We start from the raw sequence: 22,465 nt of genomic DNA, 5'->3' as shown, positions 1-22,465 counted from the left end.
AATACCTCTTTTTTATATTAAATAATTATTTAAAATTCTGGCAAATACCAGGTTATACCTGTAGTGGCCGCAAAACTTACAGGTACTCCTGTAGAATTAGCATCACTATTATTAACATCCATTTCAAAATACCATTCTAAATCTTTAACAGGTGTTATATAAAGCTCGGCATAAGCACCCCAAGATAAATAATGATTTACTTTAAAATCTAAATTATATTCGCCATCTTGATCTGCATAATGTAATTTTCCTAAATATTTAGCCATATAACCTAAAGAAGGTTCAAGATAAAGAGAAACTATATCGCTATTGGCTGTCAATGCTAATACTGCCTGCACAGTTACATCATAAGGATTTTTATCCCATTTGGCATTAATATTTCCTGTTGCAGAAAAAGAAACATTAGGATAATAGCCTTCTATGGTCTCTGACAAGCTGTCTACTGCTCTTACCATGGTACTAAAACCATGTAAAGCTGTATTATATGCTACTTTAATAAAAGGATTAACAGTTACATTTCCAATAGGGGTATTAAGAAAATAGAATCTTGTTTCAAAACCAAATGATCTTGCAAAAAATTCCTGACCATAATTTTGATCAACATATGAATCAGTTTTATATCCTAATTGTCCGTATTTTACATATAATCTTATTTCATTAAAAGCATCTATGCCTGTATAATATCTTATTTGAGTATCAGTACTTATACCTAAATGATCATACTGATACAAATTGTCTATTCTTTGCAGATCTCCATTATGTACTAATATCTGCACAGGAACAACTATTCTTAAATTATCATTTAAAGCATTAATCATAAGTACAGGAGTATGAGCACCCAAATTATAAGAAGCAGGAACAGGAACTGAGGTATAATTATAGCCAATACCTATGCTAAAAGCTTCGGAAGTATATCCTATACCGCCTGAAATAGTTGCCATTAGATAATCAAAATTATTCTTGTTAATTAATATGCTGCCAAATACATCTAATGTATTATAAGATCTAAAACCGAAAGTACCTTTAATACTGCTGTTTCCTAAAACAAATCCTAATTGATCCATTCTCGCTCTAAACTGATTGCCGTCTGTAAGAAAATCAATCCAATCATCCTGATCTCCGTACATACCAAATATTGAAGGAGATAGCATACTTAATACTGCTGTAATAATTAATAAAGCTCTTTTCATTTTTCAACCTATTTGTTAATTATTTATATATTATAATACATAATACAAAAATAAAAAATATCGATATTTATAATTTTTGATTATCAATTAAAAAAGGCACAAACTTAAAAAAGTTAATGCCTTTAATTTGTATTTATTTTTACATTTTTCTTATAGCTATTCCCAAAAAGAAAGCAAATCCTCCCCAAATAGCTAATAAACTAAATCCCATAAATATAGCAGAATCTAATCCCATAATTAATTCCTCCTTTTATTTATTTTGTTTAATGAGGTGTATTAGGCTGTCTGTCTTTAAATTTGGCAAATAATATACCAACTATAAATGCTATAACAGGCATAGACCAACCCAAAGCAATTAAAGCCCAACTAGGATAACCGCCGTAAGGAGTTTTGAAATCATTTATTAATTTCAAAGATAACATTACAGCTAGGAATATAGGAGTTAAAAACTTCAAACAGAAATCCCACCATGCTCCTACGCTAAATTCACTTACTTTATTGATAGTTTCCTTAAATGATCCAAGTTTATATACCCAAGCAACTAATATAATCTCTATTAAACCGCTTACTACAATATTGTAATTATTTATAAATGCATCAACTATATCAAGTATAGAAAGCCCGCTTCCTGTAGCATATACCATAGATATAGCACCTTGTATAACTATTATAATAATACTTACTTTTTTTCTATTGAAATGGAACTTATCTATAAATGAAGATATAACAACTTCGGCAAGTGATATGGCAGAAGTAAGACCAGCAAATGAAAGAACCAAGAAGAATACTACTCCAAATAATCCATTTAAACCAGGTAAAGAATTAATAGCTTCAGGAAATACCATAAATGCTAAACCTATACCGCCGTTTCCTGCAACTTCAGCTACTTCTTTTCCTTGAGAATGTGCCATATAACCTATTATACTAAATACTGTTATACCAGCAAATAAACTGAAACTAGTATCAGCAAAACCTGTCATAAATGCATTATTTGCTATATCAGAATCATCAGGCAAATAGCTTGAATATGTAATCATTATACCAAAAGCTACAGACATACTGTAAAATACTTGTCCGTAGGCATCTATCCAAATTTTAGGATTAGTAAGTTTAGAAAAGTCAGGTTTGAACATATAATCAAGACCGGATAAAGCACCAGGTAAAGTTATACCTCTGATAAGAATAATTACTACTAATATAGCTAATAAAGGCATAAATATTTTGTTTGCTTTTTCTATACCGTCTTTAACTCCGCCAATAACAGAAATTAATATAATAACCCAAACAATAATTAAAGGAACTGCAACTCCTATATTAAAATTGCTGAGTGAAAAACCATCTTGAAGTTTTAAATACTCTTTTGTGAAAAAACCAGCTGTATCAGCTCCCCATTTTAAACCTTGAATAGAAAAGAGTCCGTAAGATAATGACCAAGCAATAATAACAGAATAATAAATAACTATTGCAAAACATGTAAATACTTGTAACCACCCCAACCATTCCCAAGAAGGGTTTAATGCTTTTAAAGCACCGGGTGCACTTTTATGAGTTTTATGCCCTATAGAAAATTCTAGTATCATTATAGGTATACCAGCTGTGAGCATAGCTATAAGGAAAACTATCATAAAAGCACCGCCACCATTAGATGCAACCATATATGGGAAACGCCATATATTACCTAAACCAACAGCAGAACCTATAGCAGCAAGTATGAATCCAGCTCTAGTTCCCCACTGTCCTCTGTGATGATGATGACTCATCTTTCTCTCCTTATTTTTATTTTTTTCATTATCAATTTTTTATAATATATGTAAAATAATAAAATATCAATACTTTGTATAGAAATTTTTAATTTATTTTTTCACATAAACAAATATAAAAAAACATAAGTATTTTTTTAATATTATATTTATAATATTAATTAATACATTATTTTACAATTATAATTTTATTTGTTATAATAAAGTAAATTATTTAGATGACATATATAGGACATATAAATGAAAAAAATTATAATAATACCTGACTCTTTTAAAGGAAGTGCAGGCAGCTTAGAAATTTGCAATTATATAGAAAAGGGAGTATTAAAAGTTATAAAAGATGCTGATACAATAAAAATTCCTGTTGCAGACGGCGGAGAAGGAACTGTAGAATCTATACTCTATGCAGCAGGAGGAAATATAAAAAAAATAAATGTTAGAAATCCTAAAGGAGATATTATAGAAGCTAAATACGGGATTATTAATGAATATAAAGCAGTTATAGAAATGGCCGAAGCATCTGGTCTTACTTTAATAAATGATAAAAAAAGAGAGCCTTTAAAATATTCTACTTATGGTACGGGCGAACTTATTAAAGATGCTCTTAATAATAATATTAAAGAAATTTTAATAGGAATAGGCGGAAGTGCAACTAATGACTGTGGAATAGGAATGGCTAATGCTTTGGGATATAAATTTCTTGATAAAAACAATAATGAACTTGAAGCTATTGCTGAAAATATGATAAAAACCGAATATATAGACAACAGCAATGTTGATAAGAGAATATTCGATATAAAAATAACTGCGGCATGTGATGTAAAAAATCCTCTTTATGGAGAAAATGGGGCTACAGCAGTATATGGAAAACAAAAAGGTGTTACAAATGAAACTTTTGATATACTCGATAATGGACTTAAAAATATAGCAAAAATTATAAAAGAAAAATTCGGAAAGGAAATAGATTATATGGAAGGAGCTGGTGCTGCAGGAGGACTTGGAGGTGGTCTTGTTGCTTTTTGCAATGCCAAGCTAAAAAGCGGAATAGATGCTGTACTTGATATAATAGATTTTGAATCAAAAATAAAAGATGCTTCTCTTATCATAACAGGGGAAGGTGCTATTGACGGACAGACTAAAGAAGGAAAAGTTCCTGTAGGTGTGGCAAAAAGAGCCGGAAATATACCTGTAATTGCAATAGTTGGTGAAATAAGAGAAGGAGCAGAGATAGTATATGATTTGGGTATTAAATCCATAATGCCATTATGTACAAAAGCTATGACTCTTGATGAATCTATTTCCAATACTGCTGTTTTAGTAGAAAATGCAGCTGAAAGGGCATTAAGATTTATAAATATAGAATTAAAATAGATTAATTTTTAAATTTTAATTATTGATGTAAGTTGTCAGAAACTCCGTAAATATTAAAATACCTTACTTCTATATTTTCTATATTATCATTTATATCTTTTAATAAAAATTTTAAATTAAGTCCCATTAAATATGTATTATCCAAAGCAATATATCTTTCATTTTTATTATTATCTTTAGGCATATAATCGTACACTTTCATATTAATATCTATATGAATATCACAGATTATATATCCTCCTTCAAATATTTCTGTAGTAATAAGCATGTAACTATTTAAATAATCATATTCGCTATATGCATTATTAGAATACATTTTCAATATTAATGAATCTAAATAATTTTCTGCACCTTCCTTAATTTTTTTCTCAATATTTAAATCTTTATAAATTTTATCTCTCACTTCCTCTTTAGTAATTCTTGAACTATAATTATTAAAATCGTTAATATCAAGATTCTCTAAAGTACCCATATATCATATCTCCAAAAAATTATATTAAAGAATTATATAAATATTGCAAAAAAATGAAAGTATAATTATATTATTATCAAAATAAATTTTTACTCTAGGAGATTATAAGATGAGAACATCAGAAATGGAAAGAAATACTAATGAAACCAAAATAAAAATTAAATTAAATATAGATGGAACAGGAAAATATAAAAATAATACAAAAGTAGGATTTTTAGATCATATGCTTGATCTGTTTGCACGACATGGAAGATTCGATTTAGAAACTATATGCGATGGGGACATTCATATTGATTATCATCATTCGGTTGAAGATGTCGGAATCGTTTTGGGAAAATGTTTTGCTAATGCACTTGGAGACATGAAAGGAATAAAAAGATACGGAAATTTCAGCATGCCTATGTGCGAAGCTCTTACTATGGCGGCAGTTGATATATGCGGAAGAAGTCATTTAATTTTTAATAGTGATTTAAAGCATGAAAAAGTAGGAGATTTCGATACTGAACTTGTTAAAGAGTTTTTTACAGCATTTACTAATTCTATGAATATTACATTGCATATAAATACTTTATATGGAGAGAATACTCATCATATAATAGAATCCATTTTTAAAGGTACTGCAAGAGCCTTAGCACAGGCTTGTAAAATAGATGAAAAATATAAAAATGAAGTATTATCTACAAAGGGAATGCTTGAAAATAATAAAAATTAAAAAAATTGATTTTTTGTTTTTATAAAAAAGCATCTGTTTAATTTTTTAATTTATTCAGCCCGCCCACCCGCCCCTATACTTTGACTTTTATGTTTTATTTTAGTATAATAATTCAATAAAATTAATAGGATTTTTTTATGACAGCTATAATAGATTATGAAGTAGGAAATTTATTCTCTCTTATGTCATCATTAAAGTATGTAGGAATAGATGCCAAACTTACAGATGATGAAAAAACTATAAAAGAAGCTGATTCTTTAATACTTCCGGGAGTAGGAGCTTTCAGAGATGCTTTGGCAAAACTTGAAAGCAGAAAAGAAGGAACACTTAAAAATACTATTATGGAAGAAGCTAAAAAAGGAAAATTAATTTTGGGTATATGCTTAGGTATGCAAATGCTTTTTGATAAGAGCTATGAATATGGGGAGTACAATGGATTAGGACTCATAAAAGGAAATATATGCCCTATAGAAAAAGATTTAAAAAACAAAGATTTGAAAGTGCCTCATATGGGCTGGAATAATCTTAATATAAAAAAAGAAGATAAAATATTTAAATATATTAATAATATGGAATATGTATATTTTGTACATTCTTATTATGGTAAAGACTGCGATGACAGCATAATAGCCGATAGTGAATATGATGTGCAAATACCAGCCATTGTAAAAAATGGCAATGTATACGGAATACAATTTCACCCTGAAAAAAGCGGAAATACAGGTCTTAATATATTAAGAGGATTCAAAGATTTGATAAAAGGCTAAATTAAAATAGCCCTACTCTCGTTCTTTTAATCTCTGTTCTGTATCTTTTTATTTCCCATTCAGTTCTGCTTTTATCCCATTTAAGTATATTAGCCATTTCTTCAGCTATATGCTCAGAAATTAAAGTGCCGCAGTCATTTTCTGTCAATATAAATCTGAGTCTTCTCATCATAATGTCATCTAAATGAATAGCATGTTCTATTTCTATAAAATATTTTATAAGTCCTCTATTAATTCTATAATCAAGCCCAACTTCTACCAAAAGAGAAGAATCATTCTTACAAAGCTCATTTAATTTTAGAATTAGATTAACAGAACCAAAATAATCTATAAGGAATTTAACCAAATTTTCATTCAAAACTAATTCAGTATTTTTTTCAAATTTATTATTAACAACCTTCTGGGTGCTGAACCACTTATAAGGCTTGCCATACATTTTTACTAATGCTTTCATAGAAACAGAGGAAGAAGTTGTGAAATTTCCTCCTTCAACTAAGAATAATCTATACTGCGGATGAGAATGTATTTTCACCTGCGAAGGATTAAGAGGCATCATTCCAGACTGCGTAGTTATTATATGATTTTTATTAACAATAGAGCTGAAGTAAGTATTATATATATCAAGAAGGTATTCAGCTTCATCACTTGTAGTGTATATACAATCCAAATCATGAGTATTTTTTTTGATTGTAGGACCTATAATAGTATTATTTTTCCAACGCATTAAAAATACATTAGGTCTTGATTTTATTTTTGGAAGAATAACTGATTTATTTATATGAATCAAATCATTGTCTATAATTAAATGACTTCCCTTAACATAAACTAGCTTATCTTCAAAATTTCCATTAGGAAGAAGCGAACTTATGCTATGTCCCCAAGCCCCTGCTGCTATTAATATAGTTTTAGCACTTGCTGTATGAACTCTTCCTGTAACTCTATCGGTAAAAACTACATTTTCTATTTCTTTCTGATTATATTCAAAAGCCTTAACTTCAGCATAATTTAATATATCCGCTCCGAATTCTTCTGCCTTCAAAAGAAGCTCTATAACATATCTAGAATCATCTAATGTACCTTCATAATATTCTATAGATGCTATAACATCATTATTTATTAAATCAGGTAATGCATCCAAAGTTTCATTTCTGCTAAGAGATTTATGCTTTTTAGTTTTTCCAAATAAAGAAAAAGCATCGTATAATATTGTCTTTATTTCTTCTCTAAAAATTCCTGTACTGCTATGCTCATATATAGGATTTATAATACTAAAATTTGATGCTGAAGCCTTATACATAAGGTTATTTCTTTCTCTTACCCTATGAATTGTATACATTAAATTCTTACTGCTCATATCATTATATCCGCCTGAAAGCATTTTTGAAGTTCTTGAAGAAGACCCAAAAGCAAAATCATGCTTTTCAAGCAATAAAACGGCAAGTCCAACTCTAGAAGCCTTTAATGCTATAGTAGCTCCAATAACTCCGCCGCCTATAATGATAATATCATATTTTTTATTACTATTCTGGAGTATCTCATCTCTTGTTTTTGCCATAAATAACTCTCCTTTTTATATAGGAAATAATAATTTTTATTAGCAATAATAAAAAATAATAATTAATATATAAACTCTATATATTTTAGTATATACAAAATCATTATAAATACAAATATTTTAACAAATCTCTTAAACTCATACGATTTTTATTCTTTTCTAAAAATGAATGCATCTCTTTAACCTTGCCATGATTATCTACATAATGCCCTTCAAACTCACCAAGATAGGATATAGGAAAACTTAAATAAGCATTGTAAGCCAAAACAGAAAAATTCGGACTGAATACTATATAATTTCCCTTATTCTTCTTAGAAAAATCAATTATATTATCATTGTCATCTAATGAATCGCCTACTATAATAAATTTTTTAAATTTGCCATTATGTATAATATTATCGTCAAATATAGAATGCTTTAAATTTATATTTAAATCTCTAATCTCTTTTATAGAAAAATCATTAATATTTGTATAATTATCTCTTATATTTTTTGAATTTGTGGCCATTATATTCTTTTTGAATACTAAATTTTGTATCCCCAAAGAATCAATAAATTCATTAAAAGCCCTGATATCTTCAATAGGATACATACTTGAATTTAATGCTAATACATATTCTGTCTCAATATCATTAATAAATTTATGATAAAGTTCCTTAGCCTCATTGAATTCGCATTGCATTCCATTATAAAAAGGCTTTTCTAATGTATTATTTGAATAATAATCCAATTTCCTTCCGTAATCGCATAATCCATATTTTTTGCCCTTAGGAGATGATATATCCTTTATACTGTGTTTTATATAACTGTACTTGGCATCGCATAGATAATTGCATCCTATACAAAAACTGTCTATACTTTTTATTGTACTTATATCATCATTTATTTTATTATCTATATTCCTCTGAACATCAAATACATGAGTAGGACATAAATCTGTTATCATAGAATTATATCCGTCTATAACTTTATAATCCTCGCATATACCGCAGTTAATACATCTTTCAAAATTTGCTTTTATAAAGTCTGGAAGATTCATTTTTTCTACAATATTCTTTAATTCTATTAAATTAATATCATTTTTGTCAAAAGCATTTGGAGAAGCCTCTATAGAAATATTGTAAATATCTAAATACTTTTTTAAATTGCAAACATAATCAGCCTTACAGCTTTCACATACAGGCTCATGCATATAAAGTATAGCCTTTAATAAAGAAGTTCTATAATTTATAATATCATCATCTTTTTCATTTAAAACACTCATTCCATTTTCTACTATTTCGTCGCAGGCATATTTATAAGAATAACTATTTTCATTTTTCTTTTTTACTTTAACCAAGCATAATTTACATCTCAGAATATTATTCTTCTTTTCAAAAGTATTTGTACTATTTATTTTATATGAGCATAAATGAGGTATATCTATATTGATGTAGGACAGTGCCTGAAGTATGGTATATCCTTTCTGAGATGATACAGTCTTTCCATCAACACTAAATTTTATTATCATTCAATAAAACCTCTAATATAAAATTATAAAAGATTTTTAACTTTTTACAAAACTATATAATGTTATTTTATTTTCTATCAAATAAATAAATTCATTTTTAAACATTTCCATAACAGATAATATACAGCCGGCTATACTTCTTATATATAAACATGAAGCTCCTATTTTAATCATTTCAGCAGTCTCTTTTAGATTAGAATAATCATCAAAACTCGAATATCCCAAAAGCATTCTATTAATATAATATTCGCATAAATCAAATCCATAATGACAAGGAGAACATTTTCCGCATGATATACTTTTAGCAAACTGAATTATTTTTACAGCAACCCTTATTATACATCTGTCCTCTTGTATAAAACATACTCCTCCATTTCCAATCTTCATATTATAACTTCCGAAACATTCATAATCTAAAGTCATTTTCTGAAAAGTATCAAAATCTATAGGAGGATTCAAAAAACCATTTGTAAATACACATTTTATACTATATTCTTTAACTGTTCCGCCTGATGCTTTCACAATATTTCTTAATGGACTATACATTTCAAATTCATATAAATTAGGATTTATTATATCTCCTGTAATAGAAAGTATATTGCTGCCTTTATACTCTCCGTTTCCAAAATTTTTAAAAGTAAATCCTCCAATATGTGCCAAGTATGCAATTTGAGATATAGTTTCCAAATCAAATATATATTTTTTATTTTCTAAAAAAGAAGGTGTAATCCTAATATTATATTTATTATAATAGGCATATTCATCGTATATATTGATTTCTATATCATTGACAAAATTAGAATCCTCTGCCTCTACTATAGCTTTTAGTATAATATCTCTTTCTTCTAAATAGTAATCTTTTAATATTATATCTATTCTTTTAATATTTAAAATTTGGGCTATAAAAACAGAACCATCTAATATGAGATGAGGATTATTTTTTAATAAAAATTTATCTTTGAAAACTAAATAGTCAAATGAAGCAGCATTTATTAGTATAAAATCTTCTTTAATATTTCCATCAGTTAATAATTGATATACAGAACTTTGAGTAATATCTCTTTTAAATATAGTATATTCTTTTAAATCTTCAAAAAAAGAATTAGCTATTTTTTGAAGATTTAAATAATCTCCGAAATGATCTTTATATGACTGGATATCTGTTATATTATTTTCACTATGCAGTACAAACTTTTTCATCTTTTTCTTACATGTATAGCTTCTATATACTTAATAATACTTTTAAAAGACGATTTTGTACATTCCATACCATTAATAAGGACAGGTACGGCATTATGGCAATTATGCATACACTCCATCTCTTTAAGGAGCATACCATCAGAAGACGGCACTCCTATTTTTAAATCATAATGAGAACGAATGGCTTCCAAAAGAGCATAAGCTCCTTTCATAGAGCAATGAAGTCCTACACATACTTCTATGACAGTTTTAACATTGCTTGCCATACTATTATTCCAATTAAAAATATAAATATTAAGAGATGAAAAACATTAATATGTATAATGTTATTTTATATTATTTTTTCTTATGCCTATTTTTGCGTAAACGTTTTTTGCGTTTATGCGTAGCCATCTTTTGACGAAGTCTTTTTCTTCCTGAAGGCATATACACTCCCATTTTTATCTAATTTGAATATTCATTATAACATTTTACACAAATAATTTCAAGTAGAAACTAAAAACTAATTTGATTTTTTTATATTTATTTTATTAAATACAGAATTATTATATATAATAAATACAAAATTCAATTATTAGAATCATTAAATAATTAATAAAAAAAATAATCATAGCATTATATAAATACCATGATTATTTTTTATAACTGCTAAAAATTAATATTTAGAATTTATCTATATCAACAAGTTTTTCCACTGTTTTAGCAAGCAGATATACACCTACTCCTGTAGCACCTTTAGATATATATTTTACATTAACATCACTCATATCAGTACCTGCTATATCTAAATGAGCCCATCTTGCTCCTTCTGTAAAATAGGATAAAAACTGTCCTGCTGTTATAACTCCTGCATATCTTCCGCCTGAATTTTTTATATCAGCAACATCAGATTTTATATCTTCTTTATATTCATCAAACATAGGAAACTCCCATACCCTCTCATAAGTATCGTCCCCAGCATCTTTTAAAGCACTTGATAAAGCGGTATCATTAGACATAAGTCCTGAAGCATGCTTCCCTAATGCTATAGAACAAGCTCCGGTTAAAGTAGCAATATCTATCACAAAATCAGGATTATATTTTTTTATTCCATAAGCCAAAGCATCAGCAAGTATAAGCCTTCCTTCAGCATCTGTATTAACTACCTCTACAGTAACGCCATTATACATTTTTAATATATCACCGGGATTTATAGCAGCACTTCCTGTTTTATTATCTGTTAAAGGACATATTACTGTAACATTTGCTTCTAAATTCATATCAGATATTAAAAATAAAGCTCCGCAAACTGCAGCAGCACCGGCCATATCATCTTTCATACCAAGCATACTTGTACTAGGTTTTAAAATCATTCCGCCTGTATCGAAAGTAATTCCTTTACCTACCAATAATATATGTTTTTTGGCTTTAGCTTTTTTATACTGAGCAACAAATACTCTAGGAGGATTTTTACTTCCGGCATTAACACCCAATATACCATTCATACCAAGATTTTTTAATTCTTTTTCAGTAAGAACTGATGTACTTATTTTTCTGCTTTCAGCCTGTTTTTTAGCTCTATCTACGAATGTCAAAGAATTTATAATATTACTAGGTTCATTAACCATATCCCTTGCCCAGAATATACTATTTGCTATCTGAGTAGCTTTAGATATAGCATTTTCAGTATCTTTTTTATGCTCAGAAACTAAAAGTATATTTTTAATATTGTGCAGTTCTTTTAATCTTTTATCTCCTAAATAATTATCAAAACTATAAGAGGAAAGAAGTATACCTAAACAAAATTGAATATATGACTCCTCAGAAGCTATTTCAGCAAATAATTCAGCCATATCCACTTCTATATCATCTATATGCAAATCTTTCATTATCTTAATTAATGAAGAACCGGCATTCTTCCAAGTTTCATACATATAATTTTTTACTTCCTTATATGTAATATAAATTACTCTAGTATTACTAGCAAAAGCAAAAGCAAAAGGAGTGGAAGTATTATAATATTTATCTTTTACCAAATCATTAAATAACTTTATATACTCTTCATTAAATGAACATACTTTAAGCTGCTCTTTTTCTACTTTTACAAATACAGCTACAGTATGTTTTTTAATGAAATTAATGGTATGTTTTAATTTCATTTTTTGTTCCTCTATGATTTTAAAATAACTTTCGATTAATAATTATATATAATGTTTATTTTATGTCAATTAAAAAATATTATAAAAGTATTGCAATATACTTCTAAAAGTATATAATCGCATATAAGCTTAAATATTATTACTTTAGGAGGTTTACAATATATGAAAAAAATATTTAGCTTTATCATTTCTATTTCTCTAGTATTATTTATAATATCATGCGGAAGCGGTGTAAGCAGAAGCCACCCAGAAGGCTGGATTAATGATGATACATTCAGGATAATGGGTATGGGATCTCCATCAGATGATATAGATGATAAATTTAGAAGAGAAGTGGTATCAAAACAAGCAGCTGAATTGGATGCTAAAAATAAAATTGCCGCTAAAATTGTAGGTTCTTATATAGAATCTTTAAGCTCTACTGAAAAAGGTATGATAGATGAATATGTTATACAAGAAAGAGTTGCTGGAAGAATAAGAGGTACTTCTGTTGTAGAAACTCAATGGGATTCTAAGCAAAATTGTACTGTAGTAATGGAGCTATATTCAAAAAACTTAAAAAAACAAATGGATAATTTAGTAACTCAGTACCTTAATGAAGTAGGAATGCAATATACGGCTCAGGATGTTGCAGGAATGGTAAGAACTTATCAATAATCATAAAAATAATATAAAATAAAGGCTCCTTAATGGGAGCCTTTATTATTTTTTAATAAAATATAATTGTTAAAAGAGCTAAATTTACAGCTATTTTTATTATATTTATATTGTATGGTAATAAAAATTATTTTTTATGCTATTGCAATATAGTATTCAAAATATATAATACTAAAATCAAATTAGGAAGGATTAAATATGAAATTTATAAAATTATTTATTATTCTATTAATATTTTCACTTTTCATTATTTCATGCGGAAGCGGAGTAAGCAAGACTAGACCAGAAGGTTGGATTAATGATGACACATTCAGAGTGATGGGAATGGGTTCTCCGGCAGAAGATATAGATTCAGATGATAAATTCAGGAGAGAACTTACCTCTAAGCAAGCAGCTGAATTGGATGCTAAAAATAAAATTGTATCGAGAATTGTAGGTTCTTATATAGAATCTTTAAGCTCTACTGAAAAGGGCATGATAGATGAGTATGTTATACAGGAAAGAGTTGCCGGAAGAATAAGAGGAGCTTCTGTTGTAGAAACGCAATGGGATTCTAAACAAAATTGTACTGTGGTTATGGAGCTTTATTCTAAGGGATTAAAAAAACAGGTAGATGCCTTAATCACAAAATATCTTAATGAAGTTGGCATGCAGTATACAGCTCAAGATGTTGCAGGAATGGTAGAAACTTATTAATTGATAAAGGTTTTTATATATAATTTTAAACATAATCTATAAATAACAAAAGGAATTAATTATGTATACAGAAAATATTAAAGGAAGAACTGCATTCGTATCAGGAGCAAGTGCAGGTATTGGGGAAGCTGTGGCTAAAATGCTTGCTTCTAATGGGGTTAATCTTATCTTGGCTGCAAGAAGAATAGAAAAACTTGAAGCTTTAAAAAATGAATTAGAAAAAAATTACAATGTGAAAGTGAAAACAATAAAACTAGATTTCTCTAAACCTGAGGATATAGTAAAAGCCGTAGATTCTCTTAAAGATGAAGAGAAAAAAATAGATATACTTATAAATAATGCCGGTTTAGCTTTAGGTAAAGATTTATATTATAATAATCCTATAGAAGATTCTCTTCAAATGATTAGAGTTAATTGCGAAGGATTAATAGTATTAACAAGACTTTTGCTTCCATATATATTAGAAAGTAAACATGGACATATAGTAAACCTTTCATCTACCGCTGCTGATGAAGCTTACAGCGGAGGTGCTATATACTGTGCAACTAAATCTTTCGTTGAAATGTTCGGCGACAGTTTGAGGGTAGAATTAATAGACAAGCCTGTAAAAATAACAAATATAAAACCGGGTGCCGTTAATACAGAATTTTCTACTGTAAGATTTAAAGGCGATAAAGAAAAAGCTGACAATGTATACAAAGGATTTAATCCTTTATATGCCGAAGATATAGCCGATAATATAGAGTATGTATTAACTAGAAAAAGTCATGTACAAATTTCAAGCATGACTATAATGGCAGAAAATCAAGGCAGTGCTACTATAATACATAAAAACAAATAATATAATATACTTATAATAACTTAGGAGTTTATTTATGGGCGATATAGATAACACTAGAGACAGACTAAAGTTAGATGAACTTAATAAAGATGCCAGAAAAGATTTATTTAATAAATTTGTAGATGCCGGCGGTGAAGTAGTAGCGGATAAAAAGAGAGATAATAATATACTTGTAGGATCACCTAAAAAAAGCCAAAATACATTAGTAGGCGGAAATAATACTAAAAATTCTAAAAGTCCAAACACTTCTAATACCAAAAGCGACAGTAAAGATAAAAATTCTAAATCTTCTTCTTCTTCTGCAGTAGCTTCTCAAAATAAAAAAAGCAACGGATTCTTTTTTAATATAAAATTATGGTTTAACGCTTTAAGTTCTGGTGTAATCACATTAATGGGAGGAAATGTCAATCCTAAATTTTTAAACTTTATAGATAAAAATGTTATATCGGCACTTTTAGAAATGGATACTTTAATATTCAATGCTTTAAATCCAAGTGAAGCTTCTGATATAGATGCTAAAGCTAAACATGAGAAAGTAATTTCTCAATTCTCTAAAACTTTAGATGATTTGGAATTATTAGAAAGAATAAAAGATCAGTATAATGAAAATCTATACAAAGACTTTTTAAGACCATATAAAGAATTAAACAGCACTGTTATAGCTGAAAGTTATGTAAAAGAAATAAAAGCTATGTTCAGACCGCTTTATATACTTCATACTTATTCTTCAAGAATAAAATTAGCCGGAGAAAAAGCTATGTTTGCTTATGCAATGGTTGATAATATAAGCAAAGGAATTGTAAACTCAAGAATATCCGCTTTTAAAAGGGCTGTAGATTTGATATATGGAAAATATTATCCTAAACTATTTGCTCTTTTACAGTATGCTTCTAAAGAATCATTAGAAAATATAAATGACTTTAATCGTTATCTAAATATTACTGAAGAAGATATATTAGGATATTATACAAAATTGAGAAAAGAAAAAGAAAAATTACAGGAAACTAAAATACAGCAGGCAAAAGAAAATATAGGAAAGAAAAAAGACAATGAAGAAGAAAAATTAAGTAAAGTAGAAGCTATAGGTGTAAAACTTATAGAAAAATGCGTATCATTCAAAAAATCTGACAACAATATAGAATATGAAGCTGATCCGTTTTTCATTGTGCCTGTAAAAGATAAAATATATAGAATAAAAGTATTAATAGACTTTTTAGACAGAGAGTATTCGGCAGTTTTTGTTTCTAATAAGGTTAGATATAATTTAGTTTATGACAATCAGGTAAGAACAGATTATAAAAATGACTTTAATAATATATTTTTATCATTATCAGATACAAATTCAAGATTAAATGAATACAGCGAACTTTGCAGAACAATAAATAAAGTAGAAGAAGATAAAACTATGCGTTTTGAACAGAGAGTTTCTATGCTTTCAGATAAAAACGGTCAGCGTTCTTATTTAGCTAAAAATTTGAGAAACACATTTGTATCAATAATATCACCTTTCAAAAAAAAGTTAGATAAATTATTATTAGATAAAGAAGAAAGAGAAAGAATAATAGAAAATCCTAATGATATATTAACTTTCTCTGCAGATGTAGGAAAGGCTAAAAAAGAATACAAGGATATAATGTAATGAAAGCATTGACAGAAGCATATTATTTTATATCCGGATTTAATTATTTAATAACACAGGGTGAATTATCAGGATCAGGCATTCTAGTAGAAGGCGGCGATGATGAACCAGATGATACAATCACTGCAGCAAAACAAGATACTGCTGAATCTAATAACAAAGCAGAAAGTGTTAATAATGATAATAATGCTGAACCTGCTGCTTCTAATGCAGAAAATGATAATGCTGAAAATAATAGTGTAGAAAATGATGAAAATCAGATTCCTGAAGACGAAGAATCAAATTCTAATACAGAAAATTCATCTGAAAGCGTATCAGAATCAAATGAAATAAAATTAGAAAATGACGGATTTGATGAGTCTTTAGAAGATGAAGATTTATTTGAAGATACAGGAAAAGAAGATAAAGATTTAAAACAGTAAATATAAAGAGGTTATTTTGGCTTATAAATCCCCAAAAGTTATAATGCTTGAATATATTCCACTTCGTATACTGATGGAAATAATAGCATTTACACCATATATTATAGTAATATTATTCGCTAAGGTTATAGGAAGTTTAATGTACTATTTTGTACCAAGTGTGCGAAAAATTGCTTTAATTAATTTAAAACAGGCATTTCCAAATAAAAGTTTTCATGAAAGAAAAATAATTGCAAAACGCTCCATGAAATCTATGATAATGACTTTTGCCGAGTTTATTAAATCATCAAGAATGTCAGATAAACAGATATTAAAAAGGATAAAAATAGAAGGTCAGGACAAATTTGATGAAGCTATGAATGAGAAAAAAAGAGGCATTGTAGCTATCACAGGACATATAGGAAATTGGGAATATATAGCTTTTTATTTTGCCATAAAAGGATACAATCCCGGTGTTATATTCCGTCCTCTTGATAATCCAAAATTAGATGCTTATATGCGTTCTTGGAGAGAGAAAAGAGGTATGAGATGTATATCAAGATGGGGCGATTTGAGAGAAATATTTCATGTTTTAAATGATAATTCGCCTGTTGCTTTTTTATGCGATCAAAATTATTTGGACGGTGTTTTTGTAGACTTCTTCGGATATCCGGCTGCTACGGCAGTAGGTCCTGTTGCCATAGCTATGAAAACAGGCTCTCCAATGGCTATACTCTATAGTTTGCCTGACAGATACGGACATCATAAAATTATAGTTTATGACATAATGTACATAGAACAAAAAGAAACTAAAGAAGAAACTATAAAACATAATGTTCAAAGATACACAAAAAAATTGGAGGAAATAATATCAAAACACCCTGAAAATTGGCTTTGGGTTCATCCAAGATGGAATACAAGACCTAATGGAGAACCTGAAATTTTTTATAAAAATAATAATTATAAATAGTTTTACTTTATTTTTTTTCATAGGTTTATATTATATATTAAATGTACTAAAACGATAATAATTGTCAGAATAACATTATATAAATTTCTTAATTTTACAAAATAATGAGGTAATAATCTTCATATAATATTTTCGATTTTATTTTTATTAGATTTTTTATTTAAAAATTAATATTTTTTTACTATAATAAAGTTGTGGCAAATTATTAAAATTTTAGTCCCAAAAAAATACATTAAATCGGAGGTTATGAGTATATGGAGCAAAAAAAACGTTCATTTATGTTCTTTTTAAATCTTGGGCTTACATTTACTTTGGTTGGCATAATTATTTCTTTTTTCATATTTTCTTATGAAAAAAATTATAAAAAAGATGAGTTTTTGGTTCATGCTCAGGCAGCACCTGAAAAGACATCATTTACAGGTTCATTAGACGGAGCTTTGGCTGTAGAAAATGCTATAAGAGATGTAGTTGACAAAAATATGCCTGCTGTAGTTAATATATCTACAGAAATAGAAGCAGGTAATACTCAAGAAGACAGATATGCCGATGAATTCTTTAGATTTTTCTTCGGAGATCAAATGCCTAGACAAAAAAGAAGTCAGAAATCTTTAGGAAGCGGTTTTATAATCAATGAAGAAGGATATGTACTTTCTAATTACCATGTTGTAAAAGGTGCTACTAAAATTATGATTACACTTTATGGAGAGGACGGAGAACTTCCTGCAAAATTAATAGGTTATGATGAGGCTTATGATTTAGCATTATTAAAAATAGAAGATGAAAACAGAACTTTCCCTTATGTTGCTTTAGGTGATAGTGATGCTATAGAGCCGGGTGAGTTTGCCATTGCTATAGGAAACCCTTACGGACTTAATAATACTGTTACTTTTGGTATAGTAAGTGCTAAAGGAAGAAGCGATGTCGGTGCTAATAAATATCAAAGATATATACAAACTGATGTTGCTATAAATCCAGGTAACTCAGGAGGTCCTTTATTTAATATTCATGGTCAGGTTATAGGAATAAACACATTAATATACTCTACTTCAGGCGGAAGCATTGGTATAGGATTTGCTACTCCTATTAATCTTGCTACTTCAGTAATGACTGACTTAAAAGAAAACGGCAGAGTTACAAGAGGATATTTAGGTATATATTTACAAGATATTGATGAAAATCTTTCAAGAGGTTTGAATGTTAAGCAAAACAGCGGTGTTTATGTAAGCGAAGTTGTACCTGATTCACCTGCTGCAAAAGGAGGCTTACAGGACGGAGACATTATAATAGAGTATGATGGCGAAAGAATGACTAAATCAGGAGATTTATTCAATAAAGTAGCAACTACTAAAGTAGGAAAAGAGGTTAATGTTAAATATTTAAGAAACGGAAGAGAAAGAAGCACTAAAATCACTATAGAAGCTAGAGTTGAAGATGAAGAAGTTGTACCTACAAGACCTTCTCAAAATAATTCACAGAGCAGTACTCGTTCTTGGATGGGGTTAGATGTTTCTAATATCACTCCTGAAATATCTCAAAGACTTCAGATAAGAAGTAATGAAAGAGGTGTTGTAGTTCTTAATATGACTCAGAACTCTAAAGCCTATCAATACGGACTTAGACCGGGAGATGTTATCAAAGCTATTAATGGTATAACAATATCAAATACTGATGATTACGATAACTTCGTAAAATCTTATGGTAATGATAAGTCCTTTACAATAACTATAAAACGAGCTAGAATGACTTATGTTATAATTATAGAATAGTGCTTTAATAAAAGTTAATAAAAGGAATTGCAGGTAAATACTTGCAATTCTTTTTTTATGTTTAATATCTTGTACTAATTATGTTAACTATTTTTGTATTTTGTACTTGCATTCATAATTGATTTAATATATTATTAATGGAATATATTATTTGACAATAAAAATTTAATTTTTCATATATATAAATGTTCTTAAAAATAGGAGTAGCTAATCATGACACATTTAGAATTGAGAGAAAAATTTAAAGAGTTTTTTAAAAGCAAAAAGCATGCTATAGAGAAATCATCATCTCTTATACCAATAGACGATCCTAGCCTATTATTTACAACAGCCGGAATGCTTCAATTTAAGCCTTATTATGCCGGAATAAAGAAAGCTCCGTATTCAAGAGTGGCAACTATACAAAAATGCTTCAGACTTTCTGATTTAGAAAATATAGGAAAAACAGCAAGACACCATACATTTTTTGAGATGTTTGGTAATTTCTGCTTTATGGGTGATTATTTCAAAAAAGAGGCTATTGAATTTGCTTGGGAATTTTCTACTCAGGTTATTAAACTTCCTATTGAAAGAATATATGTTTCTATTTATGAAAAAGATGACGATGCTTTTAAAATTTGGAATGAGCATATAGGGGTACCTAAAGAAAAGATTGTAAGACTTGGAAAAAAGGATAATTTCTGGGGACCTGCTGGAGATTCCGGAGCTTGCGGACCTTGCAGTGAGCTTTATATTGATATGGGCGAAGAAAAAGGATGCGGAAAGCCTGATTGTTTTGTAGGATGCGACTGTGAAAGATATTTAGAGTTTTGGAATTTAGTATTCAATGAGTTTTTTCAGGATACTGACGGCAACTTATCTCCTCTTCCGAATGTAGGTATAGATACAGGAATGGGACTTGAAAGATTATGCTATATTACTCAGGGTGTAGAAAGCAATTATCAAACTGATGTAATGAAGCCAATAGTTGATGCAATAGCAAAAAAACTGAATGTTAAATATGATGATAAAAATAAAACTAAAATAAATCTTATAGCAGATCATTTAAGAGCATTGGTATTTGTAATATCTGAAGGCTGCACTCCTTCTAATGACGGTAGAGGTTATGTACTTAGAAGGCTTTTAAGAAGGGCTTTGAAAACTGCAAGCGATTTAGGACATAAGGGTGCTTTTTTAAATGAGATTACATCTTCAGTGGTTAATGTATATAAAGAAATATATGATTATCTTCCTAAAGAAGAAGAAAATGTAAAAAGAATATTAAAAGAAGAAGAAAATAAATTCATAAATACAATATCAGCCGGTATGAATAAACTTTATGCTGTAATGGAAGAAAATAAAGATAGTAAAGTAATATCAGGAAAAGATGCATTTATGCTTTTTGATACTTACGGACTTCCTATAGATATAACAGAAGAAGAAGCATCAGATCATGGATTTACAGTTGATAAGGCTGGATTTGAAGAAGCTATGGAAGAGCAGAAAAAAAGGAGCAGAGGTGCTGGAGAAGATAAAAGGTCTAAATTCGGATATGTTGAAAATTATGAAACTAAATATGTAGGAGAGGAAACTGATAATCTTATAAACGGAGTAAATGCAAAAATAGTTGCTGTATATGAAGATAATGCCAAAAAAGATAAAACATCATCTTCAAATGCTGTTATTATTACAGATGTTTCGCCTTTCTATGGAGAGATGGGAGGACAGATTGGAGATAACGGATATATAGAAAACGGCAAAAAAGAAATAATAAAGATAATAGATACTCAAAAGAAAGAAAATACTATAATACATATAGCAGACTGCAGCGGTAATTCTTTAAGTGTAGGGGAAGAAATAAAGTTATTTGTTAATTTTGACAGAAGAAGTGCTATAAGAAAAAATCATACAGCTACACATATACTTCAAAAGGTATTAGAACTTACACTTGGAAATCATGTTAATCAGGCTGGAAGTTTTGTAAGCGATGAATACTTGAGATTCGATTTTACACACCCAGATTCAATTTCAGAAGATACATTAATAAGTATAGAAAATCAGGTTAATGAAGTAGTATTTAAATCAATGCCGGCTGTTATAAAATATATGCCTAAAGAAGAGGCTATTTCCTGCGGTGCTAAGGCTTTATTTGGAGAAAAATATCCTGATACTGTAAGAATACTCGATATAGGAGATGGTTTTTCTGTAGAGCTTTGCGGCGGAAGCCATTTGACAAATACATCTGAAGTTGGTTATTTCCATATAGTGAGTGAAGGTTCTGTGGCTAGCGGAGTTAGAAGAATAGAGGCTATTACAGGATTAAAGGCTGCCAATGAAGCTAGTAAATTATTCAGCAAAGTAAAGAATTTAGCTCATATACTTAATGCTTCAAAAACAGATGACCTTACTGTAAGAGCAGAAAGTTTGCAAAATGAAGTAAAAAAACTGCAGAAAGAAATTAAGCAGCTTAAAACTTCAGGTGCTTCTGCTGTTTCATTTATGGATAATTTTGAAGATTTAAAAGGGATTAGATTCTATAATTTAGAGTTTAATGAAGATATAAAAGAAGTAAGGCTTTATGCTGATACTATAAAAGAAAGAGTAAAAGACAGTATTTCTGTGATGATAAGTAAAACTGATTCTTCCAACTCTATACTTGTACAGATTACAGGAAATGCTTTAAAAGACAAAAAATTATCAGCAAATAATATTATAAAAGATATTATTGCTGCTGCCGGAGGACGCGGAGGCGGAAAAGATACTTTTGCTCAGGGTTCTATAGAGAATGTAGAAAAAGCTAAAGAAGAAATTAATAAATTAAAAAGTAAATGGTTGTAAATC

General features: G+C 28.8%; 18 protein-coding genes and 1 pseudogene. 10 read left to right on the top strand and 9 right to left on the bottom strand.

All coding sequences use genetic code 11. The features are described from left to right. Nucleotides 1-29: 29 nt before the first annotated feature. The 3 genes from BHAMNSH16_RS09310 to BHAMNSH16_RS09305 form a co-directional block, all read right to left on the bottom strand. A complete protein-coding gene (locus BHAMNSH16_RS09310) occupies nt 30-1,190 on the bottom strand; it encodes a variable surface family protein (protein ID WP_008727796.1) in 1,161 nt (386 codons plus the stop codon). Nucleotides 1,191-1,329: 139 nt separating this feature from the next. Continuing rightward, entirely contained in the window at nt 1,330-1,425 is a 96-nt protein-coding gene (locus BHAMNSH16_RS14250; RefSeq protein WP_008727795.1) for a MetS family NSS transporter small subunit, read from the bottom strand. Between the two features lie 28 nt (nt 1,426-1,453). Beyond that, on the bottom strand, nt 1,454-2,950 hold the full coding sequence (locus BHAMNSH16_RS09305; protein ID WP_008727794.1) for a sodium-dependent transporter: 1,497 nt from the start codon (nt 2,948-2,950) through the stop codon (nt 1,454-1,456). Between the two features lie 240 nt (nt 2,951-3,190). Here BHAMNSH16_RS09305 and BHAMNSH16_RS09300 point away from each other — a divergent pair, with 240 nt between their 5' ends. Beyond that, nucleotides 3,191-4,321 carry a glycerate kinase family protein gene (locus BHAMNSH16_RS09300; RefSeq protein WP_008727793.1) on the top strand — a complete coding sequence of 377 codons (1,131 nt, stop codon included), beginning with the start codon at nt 3,191-3,193 and terminating at the stop codon, nt 4,319-4,321. A 19-nt stretch (nt 4,322-4,340) separates the two neighbouring features. Here BHAMNSH16_RS09300 and BHAMNSH16_RS09295 read toward each other — a convergent pair whose 3' ends face one another. Continuing rightward, nucleotides 4,341-4,793 carry a hypothetical protein gene (locus BHAMNSH16_RS09295; protein ID WP_008727792.1) on the bottom strand — a complete coding sequence of 151 codons (453 nt, stop codon included), beginning with the start codon at nt 4,791-4,793 and terminating at the stop codon, nt 4,341-4,343. A 109-nt stretch (nt 4,794-4,902) separates the two neighbouring features. On the opposite strand from BHAMNSH16_RS09295, the gene hisB reads away from it, so the two are divergent. Beyond that, on the top strand, nt 4,903-5,505 hold the full coding sequence (hisB, locus tag BHAMNSH16_RS09290; RefSeq protein ID WP_008727791.1) for an imidazoleglycerol-phosphate dehydratase HisB: 603 nt from the start codon (nt 4,903-4,905) through the stop codon (nt 5,503-5,505). A 137-nt stretch (nt 5,506-5,642) separates the two neighbouring features. Further along, complete coding sequence (hisH, locus tag BHAMNSH16_RS09285; protein ID WP_008727790.1) at nt 5,643-6,272, top strand: imidazole glycerol phosphate synthase subunit HisH; 630 nt, start codon at nt 5,643-5,645, stop codon at nt 6,270-6,272. A gap of 1 nt (nt 6,273) precedes the next feature. On the opposite strand, the gene BHAMNSH16_RS09280 is transcribed toward hisH, so the two are convergent. From BHAMNSH16_RS09280 to BHAMNSH16_RS09260, 5 genes are all read right to left on the bottom strand, one after another. Then, the gene (locus BHAMNSH16_RS09280) at nt 6,274-7,827 is read right to left on the bottom strand and encodes an FAD-dependent oxidoreductase (RefSeq protein ID WP_008727789.1); all 1,554 of its coding nucleotides are present in this window, start codon (nt 7,825-7,827) and stop codon (nt 6,274-6,276) included. 103 nt (nt 7,828-7,930) lie between these two features. Continuing rightward, nucleotides 7,931-9,337, bottom strand: a complete 1,407-nt coding sequence (locus tag BHAMNSH16_RS09275; protein ID WP_069731953.1) for a 2Fe-2S iron-sulfur cluster-binding protein — start codon at nt 9,335-9,337, stop codon at nt 7,931-7,933. A gap of 36 nt (nt 9,338-9,373) precedes the next feature. Then, nucleotides 9,374-10,537, bottom strand: coding sequence for an NADH-ubiquinone oxidoreductase-F iron-sulfur binding region domain-containing protein (locus BHAMNSH16_RS09270; RefSeq protein WP_069731952.1), 1,164 nt, complete (start codon nt 10,535-10,537; stop codon nt 9,374-9,376). Beyond that, complete coding sequence (locus BHAMNSH16_RS09265; protein WP_008722260.1) at nt 10,534-10,803, bottom strand: NAD(P)H-dependent oxidoreductase subunit E; 270 nt, start codon at nt 10,801-10,803, stop codon at nt 10,534-10,536. The genes BHAMNSH16_RS09270 and BHAMNSH16_RS09265 overlap by 4 nt, the downstream gene beginning before the upstream one ends. A 396-nt stretch (nt 10,804-11,199) precedes the next feature. Further along, the gene (locus tag BHAMNSH16_RS09260; RefSeq protein WP_008732307.1) at nt 11,200-12,675 is read right to left on the bottom strand and encodes a leucyl aminopeptidase family protein; all 1,476 of its coding nucleotides are present in this window, start codon (nt 12,673-12,675) and stop codon (nt 11,200-11,202) included. A 162-nt stretch (nt 12,676-12,837) separates the two neighbouring features. Between BHAMNSH16_RS09260 and BHAMNSH16_RS09255 the strand changes: the two genes are divergently transcribed. The 7 genes and pseudogenes from BHAMNSH16_RS09255 (at nt 12,838) to alaS (ending at nt 22,462) form a co-directional block, all read left to right on the top strand. Further along, a complete protein-coding gene (locus BHAMNSH16_RS09255; protein ID WP_008732306.1) occupies nt 12,838-13,332 on the top strand; it encodes a hypothetical protein in 495 nt (164 codons plus the stop codon). 198 nt (nt 13,333-13,530) lie between these two features. Then, the gene (locus tag BHAMNSH16_RS09250; RefSeq protein WP_008732304.1) at nt 13,531-14,028 is read left to right on the top strand and encodes a hypothetical protein; all 498 of its coding nucleotides are present in this window, start codon (nt 13,531-13,533) and stop codon (nt 14,026-14,028) included. A 61-nt stretch (nt 14,029-14,089) separates the two neighbouring features. After that, nucleotides 14,090-14,869, top strand: a complete 780-nt coding sequence (locus BHAMNSH16_RS09245) for an SDR family NAD(P)-dependent oxidoreductase (protein WP_008732301.1) — start codon at nt 14,090-14,092, stop codon at nt 14,867-14,869. Between the two features lie 34 nt (nt 14,870-14,903). After that, a pseudogene (locus BHAMNSH16_RS09240) lies at nt 14,904-16,930 on the top strand (hypothetical protein). 16 nt (nt 16,931-16,946) lie between these two features. Next, complete coding sequence (locus BHAMNSH16_RS09235; protein ID WP_008728917.1) at nt 16,947-17,879, top strand: lysophospholipid acyltransferase family protein; 933 nt, start codon at nt 16,947-16,949, stop codon at nt 17,877-17,879. Nucleotides 17,880-18,133: 254 nt separating this feature from the next. Next, on the top strand, nt 18,134-19,645 hold the full coding sequence (locus BHAMNSH16_RS09230; RefSeq protein ID WP_008728916.1) for a DegQ family serine endoprotease: 1,512 nt from the start codon (nt 18,134-18,136) through the stop codon (nt 19,643-19,645). A gap of 213 nt (nt 19,646-19,858) precedes the next feature. Further along, nucleotides 19,859-22,462 (top strand): alanine--tRNA ligase, encoded by a 2,604-nt coding sequence (alaS, locus tag BHAMNSH16_RS09225; RefSeq protein WP_008728915.1) that lies wholly within the window; start codon nt 19,859-19,861, stop codon nt 22,460-22,462. The last annotated feature ends 3 nt before the right edge of the window (nt 22,463-22,465 follow it).

Source organism: Brachyspira hampsonii, assembly GCF_002214805.1.
GTDB classification, from domain to species: Bacteria; Spirochaetota; Brachyspiria; order Brachyspirales; family Brachyspiraceae; genus Brachyspira; species Brachyspira hampsonii.
Note: the sequence above shows the minus strand (reverse complement) of the source record. Positions and strands in the feature narration are given on the sequence as shown.

What these genes read in the sequence shown, in the direction of transcription:
- BHAMNSH16_RS09245 (WP_008732301.1), top strand. Translation starts at nt 14,090, where the DNA reads ATGTATACAGAAAATATTAAAGGAAGAACTGCATTCGTATCAGGAGCA.
- hisH (WP_008727790.1), top strand. Translation starts at nt 5,643, where the DNA reads ATGACAGCTATAATAGATTATGAAGTAGGAAATTTATTCTCTCTTATG.
- BHAMNSH16_RS09250 (WP_008732304.1), top strand. Translation starts at nt 13,531, where the DNA reads ATGAAATTTATAAAATTATTTATTATTCTATTAATATTTTCACTTTTC.
- BHAMNSH16_RS09280 (WP_008727789.1), bottom strand. Translation starts at nt 7,827, where the DNA reads ATGGCAAAAACAAGAGATGAGATACTCCAGAATAGTAATAAAAAATAT.
- hisB (WP_008727791.1), top strand. Translation starts at nt 4,903, where the DNA reads ATGAGAACATCAGAAATGGAAAGAAATACTAATGAAACCAAAATAAAA.
- BHAMNSH16_RS14250 (WP_008727795.1), bottom strand. Translation starts at nt 1,425, where the DNA reads ATGGGATTAGATTCTGCTATATTTATGGGATTTAGTTTATTAGCTATT.
- BHAMNSH16_RS09265 (WP_008722260.1), bottom strand. Translation starts at nt 10,803, where the DNA reads ATGGCAAGCAATGTTAAAACTGTCATAGAAGTATGTGTAGGACTTCAT.
- BHAMNSH16_RS09260 (WP_008732307.1), bottom strand. Translation starts at nt 12,675, where the DNA reads ATGAAATTAAAACATACCATTAATTTCATTAAAAAACATACTGTAGCT.
- BHAMNSH16_RS09300 (WP_008727793.1), top strand. Translation starts at nt 3,191, where the DNA reads ATGAAAAAAATTATAATAATACCTGACTCTTTTAAAGGAAGTGCAGGC.
- BHAMNSH16_RS09230 (WP_008728916.1), top strand. Translation starts at nt 18,134, where the DNA reads ATGGAGCAAAAAAAACGTTCATTTATGTTCTTTTTAAATCTTGGGCTT.
- alaS (WP_008728915.1), top strand. Translation starts at nt 19,859, where the DNA reads ATGACACATTTAGAATTGAGAGAAAAATTTAAAGAGTTTTTTAAAAGC.
- BHAMNSH16_RS09305 (WP_008727794.1), bottom strand. Translation starts at nt 2,950, where the DNA reads ATGAGTCATCATCATCACAGAGGACAGTGGGGAACTAGAGCTGGATTC.
- BHAMNSH16_RS09255 (WP_008732306.1), top strand. Translation starts at nt 12,838, where the DNA reads ATGAAAAAAATATTTAGCTTTATCATTTCTATTTCTCTAGTATTATTT.
- BHAMNSH16_RS09270 (WP_069731952.1), bottom strand. Translation starts at nt 10,537, where the DNA reads ATGAAAAAGTTTGTACTGCATAGTGAAAATAATATAACAGATATCCAG.
- BHAMNSH16_RS09310 (WP_008727796.1), bottom strand. Translation starts at nt 1,190, where the DNA reads ATGAAAAGAGCTTTATTAATTATTACAGCAGTATTAAGTATGCTATCT.
- BHAMNSH16_RS09295 (WP_008727792.1), bottom strand. Translation starts at nt 4,793, where the DNA reads ATGGGTACTTTAGAGAATCTTGATATTAACGATTTTAATAATTATAGT.
- BHAMNSH16_RS09275 (WP_069731953.1), bottom strand. Translation starts at nt 9,337, where the DNA reads ATGATAATAAAATTTAGTGTTGATGGAAAGACTGTATCATCTCAGAAA.